The sequence below is a fragment of the Bacillus sp. S4 genome (assembly GCF_040838205.1).
GTDB lineage: Bacteria > Bacillota > Bacilli > Bacillales > Bacillaceae_G > Bacillus_A > Bacillus_A cereus_U.
This window is the reverse complement of record NZ_JBFPJI010000060.1, coordinates 1-16183: the sequence shown is the minus strand read 5'-3', so window position 1 is coordinate 16183 and position 16183 is coordinate 1. Positions and strand designations below refer to the sequence as shown.

Genomic DNA, 16183 nt, shown 5'->3' with positions numbered 1-16183 from the left:
ATTAGGAGAACTCTATATAATCTTACAATAGATATGGATAAAAACACAAAATATATGAAGATTTAAATAAATATTATTTAATCATTAAGGGGCAGCTATAGTATCTACCTGCTTATCATCAATAACTATTTCTTCATTTTCTGTTTCAAGGGTACCGCCCCATCCCCATCAACTTAAGCATTTTATAAAACCACAAAACAAAAAGAACCATAACCCCGCCAATCTGGCAAAGTTATGGTTCATATCATACAAAATAAAAAACCACCAAATATGTATTGGTGGAGACGGTGGGAGTCGAACCCACGTCCAAAAATATCGGCACTTAAGCTTCTACGAGTGTAGTCGATATATTAGCATTTCGCGAACTCTTCGGCCTATCGACAGGCTTCCAAGTTGCTAGTCTGATTGTTCTCTTCCTTCGCCCTCAGACGGCGAACTCCGGCGTAGTCCACTTAGTTTGAGTCCCTTACCCTACCACATGGACGATGGAGGGAGGAACCTTTAGTGCAATTAAGCAGCTAAAGAAAGATTGTTTTGTTTGCCAATTATAGGCTTTGACGTTTTAACGAGGCCGATCCCCTCGACTCGCAACCTAAGCTCGAACTATCCCTGTCGAATCCGTAACGTCCCCATGATAAAAATGGAGCATACGAAGAAATATCGTGATAGCTACTAAGAGCTGTTTTTCAATGTGCAACAATCTTACATAAGTTATTATATCATACGCGCGCCGTTTTACAAATGTAAATATCTGTATTACATCTTTTGACGATCACGGAACACGCGTGCAATTTCACGTTTAGCTTCTTTCTCTTTTAAATCGTGACGCTTATCATATTGCTTCTTACCTTTTGCTAAACCAAGTGCCATTTTCGCAAATCCATTTTTCAAATAGATTCTAACTGGAACTAATGCATATCCTGTTTCTTTTGCATAACCTGCTAGCTTATCAATTTCTTTTTTATGAAGAAGTAACTTCCTTGTACGTAGCGGATCGTGATTGAAACGATTCCCTTGTTCATATGTATTAATATGCATATTATGAACCCATACTTCACCGTTATGTATACGTGCAAACGCATCTTTCAAGTTCACGCGTCCAGCGCGAATCGACTTAATTTCCGTTCCTTGAAGGACAAGCCCTACTTCGTATGTTTCTTCGATGAAATAATCATGAAATGCCTTTTTATTTTGCGCAATAACCTTACCTGTACCTTTTGGCATATAACGTCCCTCCTCTATTTTTACCATTGTAACAAATGTAAACAAAAAGCGAAAGTGGCTCGCTCAGAATGTGAGGTGGATGGAGTTTCTGACCTTGAGACGTTCTTTGCCTCCTGGGAAGAAGCGAAGCCACCGAACATTCTAGCCACTGTAGCTGGATTCCAACAAAAAGCGAAAGTGGCTCGCTCAGAATGTGAGGTGGATGGAGCTTCTGACCTTGAGGCGTTCTTTGCCTCCTGGGAAGAAGCGAAGCCACCTCACATTCTAGCCACTGTAGCTGGATTCAACAAAAAGCGAAAGTGGCTCGCTCAGAATGTGAGGCGAAGCCACTCTTTTCTTACTTGCGCTTTTTCTTTTTCTTCTTGAATCCTGGTACATTTTCAAAGAATCCTTTTTTCTTCTTGCCATTACTATTGCCATTACTATCTTTTTTCCCTGGCTGACTAGCGGATGTGGATGCTGATGCTGATGCTTTTCCTTTTCCTTGGCCACCACGATCAAACTTTCTTCCTGTGCCGCGTTCGCCACCGCGCTCATTACTACGCTCGCTACGTCCACCGCGTTTCTTTCTGCCTGTTCTTGGCTGTTCAATCACAACTGGACGATCTTTGAACTTGCGACGAGGTGTGCCTTTCATGCCAACGATTTCAAAGTCGATTGCTCGCTCGTCTTTATTTACGTTAATAACACGAATTGTAATTTCGTCACCGATGCGGAATACGTTACCTGTACGTTCTCCAATCATCGCAAAATGTTTTTCGTCATAACGGTAGTAATCATCTGTTAAATAGCTAACGTGTACAAGACCTTCAATTGTATTTGGAAGCTCTACGAATAAACCGAAGTTTGTTACAGAGCTAATCATACCGTCATACTCTTCACCGATCTTATCAACCATATACTCTGCTTTTTTCATTTCGTCTGTTTCACGTTCTGCTTCAACAGCGCGGCGTTCCATATTAGAAGAGTGCTCTGCAATCTCAGGTAAGTTTTCACGCCATTTCGCTTGCGTTTCGTTGTCTACTTTACCATTAATGATGTATTCACGAATCAATCTATGAACAATCGTATCTGGGTAACGACGAATTGGCGATGTGAAATGCGTGTAGAACTCAGTTGATAAACCGAAATGTCCTAAGCTGTCCGAATCGTAACGTGCTTGCTTCATAGAACGAAGCATAACTGTTGAAATGACTACTTCTTCTGGCTGACCTTGAACCATTTCAAGAATTTGTTGCAGCGCACGAGGATGTATTTCGTTCGCACGTCCTTTTACTGCATATCCGAAGTTTGTTACAAACTCGAAGAAACGCTCAAGCTTATCTTCTTTCGGATCTTCATGGACACGGTACATAAACGGTACGTTCATCCAATGGAAGTGCTCTGCTACTGTTTCGTTCGCAACAAGCATAAACTCTTCAATTAACTTCTCTGATACAGAACGATCACGCATTACAACATCAGTCGGTTTTCCTTCTTCATCTACTAGTACTTTCGCTTCTTTAAAGTCAAAGTCAATCGCACCGCGGCGCATACGTTTTTCACGTAAAATTTGTGCTAACTGCCCCATTTCTTTAAACATTGGTACTAGCGGCTCGTAACGTTCAATTAGCGCTTCGTCTTCATCTTCTAAAATGCTTCTTACGTCAGCATACGTCATACGCTCTGTCGTTTTAATTACACTTTGGAAAATCTCATGCTTTACAACATCACCTAGATTGTTGATTTCCATTTCACAAGATAGTGTCAGACGGTCTACTTTCGGATTTAATGAACAAATACCGTTTGATAAACGATGCGGAATCATCGGAATTACACGGTCTACAAGATATACACTCGTTGCTCTCTCCGCTGCTTCAACATCAATTGGAGAACCTTCTTGAACGTAATGACTTACATCCGCAATATGAACGCCAAGCTTATGGTTACCGTTCTCAAGCTTCGTTACTGTAACAGCGTCATCTAAGTCTTTCGCATCCGCACCATCAATTGTAACAATCATTTGATCACGTAAATCACGGCGATCTTTTATATCTTCTTCTGAAATCGTTTCTGGTACACTGTTTGCATGTTCCATCACCTCTTCAGGAAATGCTAAAGGTAAATGATGTTTATGAATAACAGATAAAATATCTACTCCTGGGTCATTTTTATGACCTAGAATTTGAATAACTTCACCTTCTGCGCTTAAACGGTTCTCTGGGTAGCCTGTAATTTTCACAACTACTTTATGGCCTTCTACAGCGCCCATAGATGCACTTTTCAAGATGAAAATGTCACTTGTCCAGCGTTTATTATCAGGTATAACAAATCCAAAGTTCTTTGACTCTGTATATGTACCAACTAGTTCCTTCGTTCCACGCTCTAAAATACGAACAATCGCGCCTTCTTGGCGTGATCCACTTGATTGCGCGCTAACACGTGCTAATACTGTATCACCATGAAGTGCGCCATTTAATTCTGTAGGCGGGATGAAAAGATCATCATCTCCTGTTTTCTTCTCTTCTGGAACGACGAACGCAAAACCACGTGCGTGCCCAATTAATTTACCGCGTACTAAATTCATTTTTTCTGGAAGACCGTAGCGGTTACTACGTGTGCGGATAACAAGCCCCTTCTCTTCCATCATTACAAGTGCCTTTACGAAATCTTTAAAGCCCTCAGAGCCTTCGATTCCAAATGCAGCTTCTAATTCTTGTATCGTTAACGGTTTATACGCTTCTTCCCTCATAAATAATAACAACTTATCAATATGTTCTTGCATGATTTCTTCCAAGCAGAAATACCTCCTTTAAACCCTTATATTATTTAGTGTATCCGAAAGATGGGGGATGTATAAAGTGAAACTTTAATCATCTCCCAATGATTTTTTACAGCTTTCATAAAGTGTAACTTTAATCAGTGGGGTTTTGTCCCTTCCCACTGATTATTAGCCCACACCAATTGGGATAATAAATTCCCTTATGAAAAAAAGAGGCAACTAGATCTTACCAATCTAGTTGCTCCAAGAAGTTATATACATCCTCATGTAGCACATCACGTTCTTTATCAAGTGTAATGACATGCGTAGAGTCTTCATACCATTTAATGTCTTTTAACGTAGATTCTACACCGTTATAAATAATGTTAGCACTATCTGTATTAATCATCTCATCATGACGTGCTTGTACAACGAATGTTGGAGCATAAATCATATCAACATTATTGCGTACGTCACGAATCAACTCCTGTAATGCTTTTAATGTATTCATTGGTGTCTGTTTAAATTCAAACATTTCCTGCTCAATTCGTTCTGGTGATTTTTGCTCACGCTTTTTATATTCGCGGGCATATGCCAATATACCTTGGTACATAATTTCTTCACTTTTAATGTACATCGGTGCACACATTGGTACAACACCTAAAATCGGTAATGTATAAGCAAGTTTTAATGAGAATACTCCGCCTAATGATAATCCAACCGCAGCTATTTTCTCGTAACCTTGATCTTTTAAATGCTGGTAGGCATTCATTACATCTTTCCACCAGTCTTCAGGGCCTGTATGAACAAGCTCTTGTGGTGGTACGCCGTGTCCTTTATAAATTGGCGCATGACAAGTATAGCCTTTCTTCTCTAAGAAACGCCCTAGCATGCGTACGTCAGCTGAGTTCCCTGTGAATCCATGTAATAATAAAACAGCGCGGTCTCCACCTTCAAATGTAAATGGTTTCGGAGATGCTAATTTCATCATGTACTTCTCCTCTTTCTCTTCTGTAATCTAGTCGTATTCTTTCTATATCTTAGTGTACCATATTTATAATTCTATAATCTAATTAGAAACTTTTTTTGAATAACAAATCAAAAAAAGAAGAACCATTAGCATAATCCGCTAACGCTTCTTCTTTTAATTTTATAAGTTTAAGTACGTAACAGCAATTGTTAGTACAAAGAACAACACAGCTAAAACAACTGTAACACGGTTTAATACCGCTTCAATTCCACGTGCTTTTTGCTTACCAAATAATTGCTCTGCACCGCCTGAAATTGCACCTGAAAGGCCTGAGCTATTACTAGACTGCATAAGTACCATAACAATCATTAAAATCGATACAATAATAAGTAAAACAGATAATAACGTATGCACTTGGCGTACCTCCTACAAAGATTCAGTTATTTTAAATGTAGCATAAATCCTATAGAAAAGCGAGAGCTATAGAATCGCTCTCGCTTTTCTTCTATTACATAAACACCATTGCGAATAACGGTCCAAGCAAACATGTCAAAATTGCTGTTAATGTCATTGTTACCGATCCAATAACACCTTCATGCTCATTATTTTTCATCGCTCTCATAACACCCATAATATGAGATGCACATCCAAAGCCAATCCCTTTACCAACTGAGTTTGTAACGCGGCTCCATTTTAATAAAATTGGTCCTGAAATCGTTCCAGTAATCCCTGCGATAACGACGAAGGCCGCTGTTAAGGACGGGACACCACCAACTTGTTCAGATACACTCATCGCAACTGGCATTGTCACTGATTTTGGTAAAGAAGATAAAATTAAGCTTTTATCTGTTCCCATAAGTGTGGCGATAGCCAAATCACTTGCAATAGCAACTGTTGTACCTACTAATACCCCACCAGCAATTGGTACAACATATTTTTGCAGAACATGACGTTGTTTATAGAGCGGGATTGCAAATGCTACAACACCTGGTCCGAGTAACTTCGCAATCCAGCCACCACCACTTTCCATATAATTTTGATATGGTATATCAAGCATTATAAATAAGAAAGCCATTAATCCCGTTGCAACAAGCATTGGAATGGTAAATGGTGTTGGAAATAATTTGTAGATTTTTTTAGATAATTGATATAATAGCACCGTAAAAAGAACCCAACCGATTCCGATTAATATTTGGCTCATTGTGTCTCTTTTTCCTTTCTATTCGCAAGATATTGTCCTGTATGCCCTGCGACAATAATAATTAAAAACGTACTCGCTACAACTGTAATGAAAAGAGAAATTCCTTTACTCATAAAAAAAGCACCGTAATTCATTAAGCCAAGCGTTGGCGGAATTAATAAAAACGGCATAATAGCAACGAGTGTTTCTGCTCCTAAATCAAACCATTTCACTGGAAGTACTTTTAGGCTAAGAAAAACAAGCAGGAGGAACATCCCAATCAAACTTCCTGGAATCGGAATATTCAACATTTCTTGCACCCAATTTCCAACCATATAAAATACATAAAGAGCAGAAATTTGGACAAGAATCTTTGTAAGTTTCATGTTCATCATCCCTCATGTTTATACGATCTTCTGTTAATATCCTTATCATAGTATAAATTGTAAAAACCTGCAATTTATCAAATCAACAACGAAAATCCACTATATTATACGCTTACACCCTTGATATGACTGCGTTTCTGCATATAATTTATGTCAAAAACCTTGACCTAATATACAAAGTTTATATATTCTGAATTTTGATGGGTATTATTTCAATAAAATAAAATCTTTCACTCCATTTTTCTTCTGCCTTCTCTCTAGCACACATATATATAGATAGGTGGTGAACATATGTCTAAAAAAGTTCTTATTTTTTTTGATCCTGGAATCGACGATACGATAGCCCTCCTCCTCGCATTCTTTATCGATGAAATTGAAATTGTTGGGATTGTCACCGATTACGGCAATGTTCCAAAAGAAATAGCCGTACAAAATGCTCATTTCCTTAAACAAAAATCAAGAAATAAAGATATGAAAATATTTGGTGGTTCAGACCGTCCTCTCAATGGAGGTCCTCCCGCTTTTTTTACCAATATTCACGGTAAAGAAGGGTTAGGGCCAATCATCCCAAATGAAAAGTTACAAAACGGAGAAATGGAGAATTTCTTTGAAGTTATCCCTCTTATCGAGCAGTATAAAGACGAACTAGTCATTGTAAGTTTAGGACGACTCACTTCCCTAGCTGTTTTATTTATTTTATGTAAAAACTTAATGCAGCAAATTGCTATCGATTTTGATTATAATCTCTTCTTTAAATATTTCATGTCACTTATGACGGACGAACAATTTTAGCATAAAAAAACAGACCGTGATTTCTCACGGTCTGTCGTTATTTCCTACAATTATCGTTTGATATTGTAGAAAGATTGTAAACCAGCGTAAACAGCGATTTCGCCTAGCTCGTCTTCGATACGTAATAATTGGTTGTACTTAGCAATACGGTCAGTACGGCTCATAGAACCAGTTTTGATTTGGCCAGCGTTAGTTGCAACTGCGATGTCAGCGATTGTAGCATCTTCAGTTTCACCAGAACGGTGAGATACAACTGCTGTGTAACCAGCACGTTTAGCCATTTCGATTGCTTCGAAAGTCTCAGTTAAAGTACCGATTTGGTTAACTTTAATTAAGATTGAGTTAGAGATACCTTTTTCGATACCTTCAGCAAGTTTTTGAGTGTTAGTTACGAATAAATCGTCACCAACTAATTGTACTTTATCACCGATACGCTCAGTTAATAATTTGTGACCATCCCAGTCGTTTTCGTCTAGACCATCTTCAATAGAGATGATTGGGAAGTCTTTGCAAAGCTCTTCGTAGAAATCAACCATTTCTGCAGAAGTTAAGCCAGTACGGCCTTCGCCTGCAAGGTCATATTTACCAGTTTCTTTGTTGTAGAACTCAGAAGAAGCAACGTCCATTCCTAAGAATACGTTCTCTCCAGCTTTGTAACCAGCTTTTTCGATAGCTTCGATGATTACTTCTAATGCTTCACGATTAGAACCAAGGTTTGGAGCGAATCCACCTTCGTCACCTACTGCAGTGTTAAGACCTTTGTCATGTAATACAGCTTTAAGTGCATGGAATACTTCAGCACCCATACGGATTGATTCTTTGAATGTTGGAGCACCAACTGGTAAGATCATGAACTCTTGGAAATCAACGTTGTTATCAGCGTGAGAACCACCGTTGATGATGTTCATCATTGGAGTTGGTAATTGTTTTGCATTGAATCCACCAAGGTAACGGTATAATGGAAGACCTACGAAGTCAGCTGCTGCGTGAGCTACTGCCATAGATACACCAAGGATAGCGTTAGCGCCTAGTTTACCTTTGTTTGGAGTGCCATCTAATTCGATCATAGCACGGTCGATACCAGCTTGGTCAGTTACGTCGAAACCAACGATTTCTGGAGCGATTGCTTCGTTAACGTTGTTTACTGCGTTCATAACACCTTTACCAAGGTAACGAGATTTGTCACCGTCACGTAATTCTACTGCTTCGTGCTCACCAGTAGATGCACCACTTGGTACGATAGCGCGTCCGAATGCGCCGCTTTCTGTGTAAACTTCTACTTCTACAGTTGGGTTACCACGAGAGTCAAGGACTTCGCGAGCATAAACATCAATAATTGTTGACATAATAAATTCTCTCCTTTTTATATAAGCAAATTATTTAATAATTGTTTTACCTGTCATTTCTTTCGGTTGTTCCACATTTAAAAGTGTAAGCATTGTTGGGGCGATATCTCCTAAAATACCACCTTCACGAAGCTCTACATCATTTTTTGTAACGATGAAAGGAACCGGGTTAGTTGTATGAGCTGTCATTGGTCCACCCTCAGCAGTTAACTCCTGATCGGCATTACCATGGTCAGCAGTAATAAGTGCTACACCATCTTTTGCAAGAATCGCTTCTACAACTTTTCCTAAACATTCGTCAGTTGCTTCTACTGCTTTAATTGTTGGTTCCATCATCCCAGAATGGCCAACCATATCACAGTTTGCAAAGTTAAGAATGATAACATCATGTTTATCATTTTCGATGTCATTTACTAAAGCGTCCGTTACTTCATAAATGCTCATTTCAGGTTTCAAGTCATACGTTGCAACCTTCGGTGAGTTAATTAAAATACGCTCTTCTCCTGGGAATTCAGCCTCACGACCACCGCTAAAGAAGAATGTAACGTGCGGATACTTTTCAGTTTCCGCGATGCGAAGTTGCTTTAATCCCGCTTGCGCAACAACTTCACCTAATGTGTTATCAAGGTTCATTGGCTTGAATGCCACGTAACCATCTACAGTTTCACTGAAATGTGTCATACAAACGAATTCAGGAATGTGAGGTACTTTTTCACCACGATCGAACTCACGGAAGTCTTCGTTTGTAAATACACGAGCAATTTGAATTGCACGGTCTGGACGGAAGTTATAGAAGATAACTGCATCATCATTATTGATTGTTGCAACTGGCGTGTCATCTTCGTTAACAATTACAGACGGCAATACGAATTCATCATGAATACCATTTGCATAAGAGTCTTCTACACACTCTTCTGCTGATTTATAAGTAGGGCCTTCACCATTCACCATAGCACGGTAACATTTTTCTACGCGATCCCAACGCTTGTCACGGTCCATGGAGTAATAACGACCAGAGATAGTCGCGAATTGTCCTACTCCTGTTTCTTTAATTACTTCATTTGTTGCATCGATATAACCTTTTGCTGTTTGTGGTCCAACATCGCGGCCATCTAAGAATGCATGGATATATACTTTCTCCACGCCTTCTTTTGCTGCTAAGCGAAGAAGAGCAAACATATGGTTCATGTGACTATGCACACCACCATCAGAAAGTAAACCGAATAAATGAAGAGCAGTACCTTTTTCTTTCACGCTTTTAATTGCATTTTGGAAAGTTTCGTTCTGATCGAACTCACCCTCACGAATTGCAACGTTTACGCGTGTTAAGCTTTGATATACGATGCGGCCTGCACCGATATTTAAGTGACCAACCTCAGAGTTACCCATTTGACCTGCTGGAAGACCTACTTCCTCACCACAAGCTGTAAGCGTTGTGTGAGGGAATTTGTTCCAGTAACCATCAAAATTAGGTTTCTTAGCTTGTGCTACAGCATTCCCGTAAGTTTCTTCACGTAGTCCGAAACCATCAAGAATGATTAAAGCTGTTGGCTTTCTCATTTTACCGCCCCCAGAAGACCTAAGAACGAAGCAGGCTCTAAGCTAGCACCGCCAACTAAAGCGCCGTCGATGTCAGATTGTGCCATATACTCTTTAATGTTTTCTGGTTTTACGCTACCGCCGTATTGAATACGAACAGCTTCTGCAGCTTCTGGAGAAACAGCTTCTGCAACAACTTTACGGATGTGCGCACATACTTCATTTGCATCTGCAGAAGAAGAAGATTTACCTGTACCGATAGCCCAGATTGGCTCATAAGCGATAACAGTTACTTTAACTTGCTCTTCTGTTAAACCTGCAAGTGCTTTTGTCACTTGACCTGCTACTAGATCAAATGTTTTTCCGCTTTCGCGCTCTTCTAAAGTCTCACCACAACAAACGATTGGTGTTAAACCATGTTCAAATGCTGCAAGAGTCTTTTTGTTTACTGACTCGTCTGTTTCAGCAAACATTTCACGACGCTCAGAGTGGCCAAGTACTACGTAGCCTACTTTTAAGTCGCTAAGTGCTACTGGGCTAATTTCGCCAGTGAATGCACCATTTTTTTCGAAGTGCATGTTTTGTGCACCTACTTGTAAGTCAGTTCCTTCAGCCTTTGCTACTAAGCGCTCTAAGAATAGAGCTGGCGAACAAACTACTGCATCAACAGCTGAAGCTGCTGGGATTTGACCTTTAACTTCCTCTACGAAGCTAACTGCTTCAGCTAGAGTTTTATTCATTTTCCAGTTACCTGCGATAATTGGTTTACGCATGCTTTGCACCGTCCTTTTTCTTTGGCTGCTACTTATTTGTCGTTAAGACAAACTACACCTGGAAGTTCTTTACCTTCCATGAATTCTAATGACGCACCGCCGCCAGTAGAAATGTGGCTCATTTTATCAGCCATACCGAATTTTTCAACAGCTGCTGCAGAGTCACCACCGCCGATAACAGAGTATGTACCTTCTGCATCTGCTAATGCTTGTCCTACTGCTTTTGTACCTTCTGCGAATGGAGTCATTTCGAATACACCCATTGGTCCATTCCATACAACAAGCTTAGAATTTTTAATTACATCTGCATAAATTTCACGTGTTTTAGGACCGATGTCCACGCCTTCCCAAGTAGAAGGAATAGAGTCGATACCAACAATTTGAGTTGTTGCAGTTTCAGAGAATTCCTCAGTGATTACAACATCAACTGGCATGTAGAAGTTTACGCCTTTTTCTTTTGCAAGTTGCATAAATTCTTTAGCTAGTTCAATTTTGTCGTTTTCACATAGAGATAGACCAATTTCATGACCTAAAGCTTTAACGAATGTATAAGCAAGTCCGCCACCGATGATTAAGTTATCTACTTTGTCTAATAGATGACGAATTACACCGATTTTATCTTTTACTTTCGCACCACCAATGATAGCTGTGAATGGACGTTCTGGGTTAGAAAGTGCTTTACCTAATACATCTAACTCTTTTTCCATTAATAATCCAGATACTGCTGGTAGGTAGTCTGCGATTCCTGCTGTAGAAGCGTGAGCACGGTGAGCTGCACCGAATGCATCGTTTACGAAAATATCAGCAAGAGCTGCAAATTCTTTCGCAAGTTCTGCATCGTTCTTTTCTTCGCCCGCATAGAAACGTACGTTTTCAAGAACTACTACGTCGCCTTCGTTCATTGCTGCAACCATTTCTTGTGCAACTGGTCCGAATGCTTCGTCCGCTTTTTTAACATCTTTACCAAGAAGCTCGCCTAAACGTGCTGCTACTGGAGTAAGACGTAATTCTTCTACTGCTTGACCTTTTGGACGTCCTAAATGACTTGCTAAAATTACTTTCGCACCTTGCTCTACTAAATATTGAATTGTAGGAAGAGCTGCACGGATACGAGTTTCATCTGTAATTTTGCCTTCTTTCATAGGTACGTTGAAATCAACGCGGCAAAATACACGCTTACCTTTTAAATCTACGTCACGAATTGATTTTTTGTTCATTGGATTTCCCTCCGACTACTAGTTAGGATTGACAAAACCCATTCAAAAGCTTATCACATTTGCTTCTAAAACGAAAGAAGAGAGAGAGGGAACAAACCCTCTCCCTCGTTTTGTCATTGATTGCTTATATACTTAAGAATTAAAGACCTTTAGAAGTCATGTATGCAGCTAGGTCTACTACGCGGTTAGAGTAACCAGTTTCGTTATCGTACCAAGAAAGTACTTTAACCATGTTACCTTCCATTACCATTGTAGATAATGCATCGATTGTAGAAGAATCTGTGCAACCGTTATAGTCGATAGATACTAATGGCTCTTCGCTGTATCCAAGGATACCTTTTAATTCGCCTTCAGAAGCTGCTTTGAATGCTGCATTTACTTCTTCAACTGTTACTTCTTTGTCAAGTTCAACAACTAAGTCAACTAGAGAAACGTTAGCAGTTGGAACACGTACAGCGCCACCGTTTAATTTACCTTTAAGTTCTGGTAATACTAATGCTACAGCTTTAGCAGCACCAGTAGATGTTGGGATCATGTTTTCAGCTGCTGCACGAGCACGACGTAAATCTTTGTGTGGTAAGTCTAAGATTTGTTGGTCGTTAGTGTAAGAGTGAATTGTTGTCATCATTCCGCGTTTTACGCCGAATTTTTCGTTTAATACTTTAGCGAATGGAGCTAGACAGTTTGTAGTACAAGAAGCATTAGATACTACGTTGTGGTTAGCTGCATCGTATTCTTCGTGGTTAACACCCATAACTACAGTGATATCTTCGTCAGAAGCTGGAGCTGAGATGATAACTTTCTTAACTGATCCACCTAAGTGTTTCTCAGCGTCTGATTTTTTAGTGAAACGGCCAGTAGATTCTACTACTACTTCTACTCCGTAGTCGTTCCATGGTAATTGAGCTGGGTCACGCTCAGCGATAACTTTAATTTCTTTACCGTTAACAATGATGCTGTTTTCGTTAGCAGATACTTCTGCATTTAAAGTTCCGTGAACTGTATCATATTTTAAAAGGTGAGCTAATGTTTTAGCATCTGTTAAGTCGTTGATTGCTACTACTTCTACCTCAGAGTTGTTAAGAGCTGCGCGGAATACGTTACGTCCGATACGTCCAAATCCATTAATACCAATTTTAGTCATTTAAATTTCCTCCTTGGGGGATTATATTAAAGGGTATTACCCTTTGTTAATTGTTTTGCTGCACCTTCATCTGTAATTAGAATTGAAGTGTGCCCTTGCTTTATTACAGCCTGTATTGCTTTTGCTTTTGAAGAACCTCCAGCGACTGCGACAACGTGAGATACATGTTGTAAATCTTCAAGTTGCATACCAACTGTTCTTACTTTATGAACAACATTTCCTTGTTCATTAAAGTAGTAACCGAAAGCTTCACCAACTGCTTCGCTTGCCTGAATCTTTAACCAATCTGCTTCTGAAGTATTTCTGCGACGTGCCATTGTTAACGCATCACCGATTCCATGAATGACGATATTGGAAGATCGAATCAACTCAAGAACTTCTTTCACGGAGGGCTCTGTTACAATAGATGCATATGCTTCGCTACTAACGTGATCTGGAACATACAATAAGCGATAATTACTCATCGTATTTTGTGCCATTTTGGCGCAAATGGTATTGGCTTCTAACTCAACACCTTCTCCAATTCCACCACGTGCTGGGACAAATAGCATATGTAAATCCTTGCAATCAAGTTGCATCATGTCCGCAGCAGCAGCTAGCGTACTTCCTCCAGCCACAGCAACGATATTATTCACTGTCAGACGGTCTTTTATACAAGTCACACAAGCACGGCCCATCTCCAGTTTGACCCAAGGTGATTCATCACTATCACCAGGGACAACGAAAACTTCATCCAAGTCTAATGTTTCCTTAAGTTGTTTTTCTAAAACCTTTAACCCGGAAATTTCTTTCATAAAGTCTTCCAAAGCAAGAACTAAAGCTGTTCCTTCTTCTGTCAAAGTCATTCCAGAAGAAGCGACGTGAACTAAGTTTTGTTCTTTCAAAACTTGAACTTCACTTCGCAATACTCGTTCTGTCATACCGAGACTTGCAGATAAGTTTCTTCTTCCAATCGGCTGCATAAGCCTAATGTACTGAAGCACTTGCATTCTCGTTTGCATAACAGGTAGCAGATCAGGTAATAATTTTTTTGTGTTCTGAATCCATGAGCGCATATCTTTTCTCCTCACTACATCGGTTCATTTTCCTTTGTGGTCACTTTATGTCCCGTAGTGACATTTTGCGTCCCACTTAGGTAAAAAAAATAATCCCTGCTACGTGTATTATTGTAACAGGAGACAGAAACTTATTCAACTCTTAACTGCATTGTTTATATAGTTTATTATGACACCTTTGTGAATGTTACCATATTCTACCTGTATTCCGCCTATTTCTACAACAGGAATCATTAGATGGTATTTCTCTAAAAGGTCATTATCTTCATATATATCTATTTCCTCAATTTGAAAAGAATATTCATATTGTACTTCCTTTAAAACTTGTTTCGCCTTTTCACAAAGACCACAATCTTTTTTTGTATATAGTACAACTTTCATCTTCTTCACCTATCCAATTGTTTTTCTTAGAGACGAAGCAGGAATATGCATTTGTTCTCTATATTTCGCAACCGTTCTGCGAGAAATAACGATCTCATGCTCTTCTTCTAATAATTTTGAAATCTTTTGATCCGAAAGTGGCTTTTTCTTATTTTCTGCTCCAACAAGCGTTTGAATGAATTGTTTCACACGCTTTGTAGAAACCGCCTCATCTTCCGTCGTAGAAATAGAATTACTAAAGAACGATTTCATCTCAAATAAACCATGCGGCGTTTGCACATATTTATTACGCGTTGCACGACTAATTGTAGACTCATGCACACCTAACTCTTCCGCCACCTCTTTTAAAGCAAGTGGTTTTAAATACGCTGGACCTTTCCAGAAGAAATCATGCTGTTTTTCCATAATAATATTCATCACTTGTAAGAGTGTTTGTTTTCTCTGTTTCAAACTGCGCATAATCCATTGCACATGTTGATACTTTTCAGATACATATGAAGCAACTTCACTCTCACTATTATTTAGTAACGCACTATACTCAGAGTGAATCTCAATTCTCGGCATATTCCGTTCGTTCATTTGTAAAACGAGACGATCGCCATCTTTTTTTACCGCCATATCAGGCACAATATAAAGTGGTTTATCAGAAGAAAATGCAAGACCTGGTTTCGGCTGTAATGATGTAATACAGTTCACCGCATCCTGTAATTCCTCGTTAGTACACTTCAACACTTGAACGAGCTTTCGCCAATCTTTCTTAACGAAATAATTAAAATAATCATCTATAATTTCTTCCGCTAAACCATTTCTTCTTTGTAAGCGCTTCAATTGGATTGATAGACATTCCTGAATATTACGCGCACCTACCCCTGCTGGCTCTAACGATTGAACAAGCTCCACAGAACGGTCCACTACATCAATTGGCGCAGAAAGAAGCTCTGATAACTCTTCATTTGTTTCTTGTAAATAGCCATTTCCATCCATGTTCATAATAATGAAAGAAGCTGCTTTTCGCTCTTCTTCATCTATTTTATAATACTGTAGTTGATTTAATAAATGTTGCTGAATCGTTGTAGAATCCACACTGTAGATTTCCATTTGATTCTCGACTTGTTTGCCGGTACTTTTACTTGTGTTAGAGCTCTTTTTCTTCTCCCTCTCGAAACCACCTAACTCAATAAGGGGATTCTCTAACGATTGCTCATATAAAAACTCCGATAATTCTTGTACATTATACTGGAGCATTGTAATCGCTTGCCTTAACTCTTGTGTCATTGCCAAACGTAAGCTTTGTTCTTGTAAAAGACTTGCCTTCAAACTAATCTCCCCCTTGTTTCTATTGTACAATAAGTTTGGTAAAAGGAGAATCCTATCGCAGACACCCATTCCAAAATATTATTAATTTATATGTATTAATGAGATTTACATCTTACAAC

At 39.2% G+C, this 16183-nt stretch carries 14 protein-coding genes, 1 other RNA gene and 1 pseudogene; 1 reads left to right on the top strand and 15 read right to left on the bottom strand.

Annotation, left to right across the window (positions count from 1 at the left end; translation table 11 throughout):
- Nucleotides 1–276: 276 nt before the first annotated feature.
- From ssrA to AB3X48_RS09300, 7 genes are all read right to left on the bottom strand, one after another.
- Nucleotides 277–631: a transfer-messenger RNA gene (ssrA, locus tag AB3X48_RS09330) on the bottom strand.
- Between the two features lie 125 nt (nt 632–756).
- The gene (smpB, locus tag AB3X48_RS09325; RefSeq protein WP_002034685.1) at nt 757–1224 is read right to left on the bottom strand and encodes an SsrA-binding protein; all 468 of its coding nucleotides are present in this window, start codon (nt 1222–1224) and stop codon (nt 757–759) included.
- Nucleotides 1225–1561: 337 nt separating this feature from the next.
- Nucleotides 1562–3988, bottom strand: a complete 2427-nt coding sequence (gene rnr / locus AB3X48_RS09320; RefSeq protein ID WP_372343019.1) for a ribonuclease R — start codon at nt 3986–3988, stop codon at nt 1562–1564.
- Between the two features lie 223 nt (nt 3989–4211).
- A complete protein-coding gene (locus AB3X48_RS09315; RefSeq protein WP_165497462.1) occupies nt 4212–4952 on the bottom strand; it encodes an alpha/beta hydrolase in 741 nt (246 codons plus the stop codon).
- A gap of 162 nt (nt 4953–5114) precedes the next feature.
- Nucleotides 5115–5348 (bottom strand): preprotein translocase subunit SecG, encoded by a 234-nt coding sequence (secG, locus tag AB3X48_RS09310; RefSeq protein WP_002112793.1) that lies wholly within the window; start codon nt 5346–5348, stop codon nt 5115–5117.
- Nucleotides 5349–5442: 94 nt separating this feature from the next.
- Nucleotides 5443–6135 carry an LrgB family protein gene (locus AB3X48_RS09305; protein ID WP_002159917.1) on the bottom strand — a complete coding sequence of 231 codons (693 nt, stop codon included), beginning with the start codon at nt 6133–6135 and terminating at the stop codon, nt 5443–5445.
- On the bottom strand, nt 6132–6509 hold the full coding sequence (locus AB3X48_RS09300) for a CidA/LrgA family holin-like protein (protein ID WP_171902574.1): 378 nt from the start codon (nt 6507–6509) through the stop codon (nt 6132–6134). Before AB3X48_RS09300 ends, AB3X48_RS09305 begins: the two co-directional genes overlap by 4 nt.
- A gap of 282 nt (nt 6510–6791) precedes the next feature.
- Here AB3X48_RS09300 and AB3X48_RS09295 point away from each other — a divergent pair.
- Nucleotides 6792–7223: pseudogene (locus AB3X48_RS09295) on the top strand (nucleoside hydrolase); the annotation flags it as partial.
- A 119-nt stretch (nt 7224–7342) separates the two neighbouring features.
- Here AB3X48_RS09295 and eno read toward each other — a convergent pair.
- From eno to rpoN, 8 genes are all read right to left on the bottom strand, one after another.
- Nucleotides 7343–8638: a phosphopyruvate hydratase gene (gene eno, locus AB3X48_RS09290; protein WP_002112796.1), complete on the bottom strand. Its 1296-nt coding sequence runs from the start codon at nt 8636–8638 to the stop codon at nt 7343–7345.
- A gap of 30 nt (nt 8639–8668) precedes the next feature.
- Entirely contained in the window at nt 8669–10198 is a 1530-nt protein-coding gene (gene gpmI / locus AB3X48_RS09285) for a 2,3-bisphosphoglycerate-independent phosphoglycerate mutase (RefSeq protein ID WP_002089542.1), read from the bottom strand.
- Nucleotides 10195–10950, bottom strand: coding sequence for a triose-phosphate isomerase (gene tpiA / locus AB3X48_RS09280; RefSeq protein WP_002159914.1), 756 nt, complete (start codon nt 10948–10950; stop codon nt 10195–10197). The genes gpmI and tpiA overlap by 4 nt, the downstream gene beginning before the upstream one ends.
- 32 nt (nt 10951–10982) lie before the next feature.
- Entirely contained in the window at nt 10983–12167 is a 1185-nt protein-coding gene (locus AB3X48_RS09275) for a phosphoglycerate kinase (protein WP_002159913.1), read from the bottom strand.
- A 139-nt stretch (nt 12168–12306) separates the two neighbouring features.
- Entirely contained in the window at nt 12307–13311 is a 1005-nt protein-coding gene (gene gap / locus AB3X48_RS09270) for a type I glyceraldehyde-3-phosphate dehydrogenase (RefSeq protein ID WP_002112805.1), read from the bottom strand.
- A 26-nt stretch (nt 13312–13337) separates the two neighbouring features.
- A complete protein-coding gene (gene cggR, locus AB3X48_RS09265; RefSeq protein ID WP_002159912.1) occupies nt 13338–14366 on the bottom strand; it encodes a gapA transcriptional regulator CggR in 1029 nt (342 codons plus the stop codon).
- A 135-nt stretch (nt 14367–14501) separates the two neighbouring features.
- Nucleotides 14502–14747 carry a glutaredoxin family protein gene (locus AB3X48_RS09260; RefSeq protein ID WP_016106597.1) on the bottom strand — a complete coding sequence of 82 codons (246 nt, stop codon included), beginning with the start codon at nt 14745–14747 and terminating at the stop codon, nt 14502–14504.
- 9 nt (nt 14748–14756) lie between these two features.
- Nucleotides 14757–16064 carry an RNA polymerase factor sigma-54 gene (gene rpoN, locus AB3X48_RS09255; protein ID WP_016106598.1) on the bottom strand — a complete coding sequence of 436 codons (1308 nt, stop codon included), beginning with the start codon at nt 16062–16064 and terminating at the stop codon, nt 14757–14759.
- Between the last annotated feature and the right edge of the window lie 119 nt (nt 16065–16183).

Coding starts and splice junctions, on each gene's coding strand:
- AB3X48_RS09305 (WP_002159917.1), bottom strand. CDS start 6,135: ATGAGCCAAATATTAATCGGAATCGGTTGGGTTCTTTTTACGGTGCTA.
- AB3X48_RS09260 (WP_016106597.1), bottom strand. CDS start 14,747: ATGAAAGTTGTACTATATACAAAAAAAGATTGTGGTCTTTGTGAAAAG.
- AB3X48_RS09275 (WP_002159913.1), bottom strand. CDS start 12,167: ATGAACAAAAAATCAATTCGTGACGTAGATTTAAAAGGTAAGCGTGTA.
- smpB (WP_002034685.1), bottom strand. CDS start 1,224: ATGCCAAAAGGTACAGGTAAGGTTATTGCGCAAAATAAAAAGGCATTT.
- eno (WP_002112796.1), bottom strand. CDS start 8,638: ATGTCAACAATTATTGATGTTTATGCTCGCGAAGTCCTTGACTCTCGT.
- cggR (WP_002159912.1), bottom strand. CDS start 14,366: ATGCGCTCATGGATTCAGAACACAAAAAAATTATTACCTGATCTGCTA.
- AB3X48_RS09315 (WP_165497462.1), bottom strand. CDS start 4,952: ATGAAATTAGCATCTCCGAAACCATTTACATTTGAAGGTGGAGACCGC.
- gpmI (WP_002089542.1), bottom strand. CDS start 10,198: ATGAGAAAGCCAACAGCTTTAATCATTCTTGATGGTTTCGGACTACGT.
- gap (WP_002112805.1), bottom strand. CDS start 13,311: ATGACTAAAATTGGTATTAATGGATTTGGACGTATCGGACGTAACGTA.
- tpiA (WP_002159914.1), bottom strand. CDS start 10,950: ATGCGTAAACCAATTATCGCAGGTAACTGGAAAATGAATAAAACTCTA.
- AB3X48_RS09300 (WP_171902574.1), bottom strand. CDS start 6,509: ATGATGAACATGAAACTTACAAAGATTCTTGTCCAAATTTCTGCTCTT.
- rnr (WP_372343019.1), bottom strand. CDS start 3,988: ATGCAAGAACATATTGATAAGTTGTTATTATTTATGAGGGAAGAAGCG.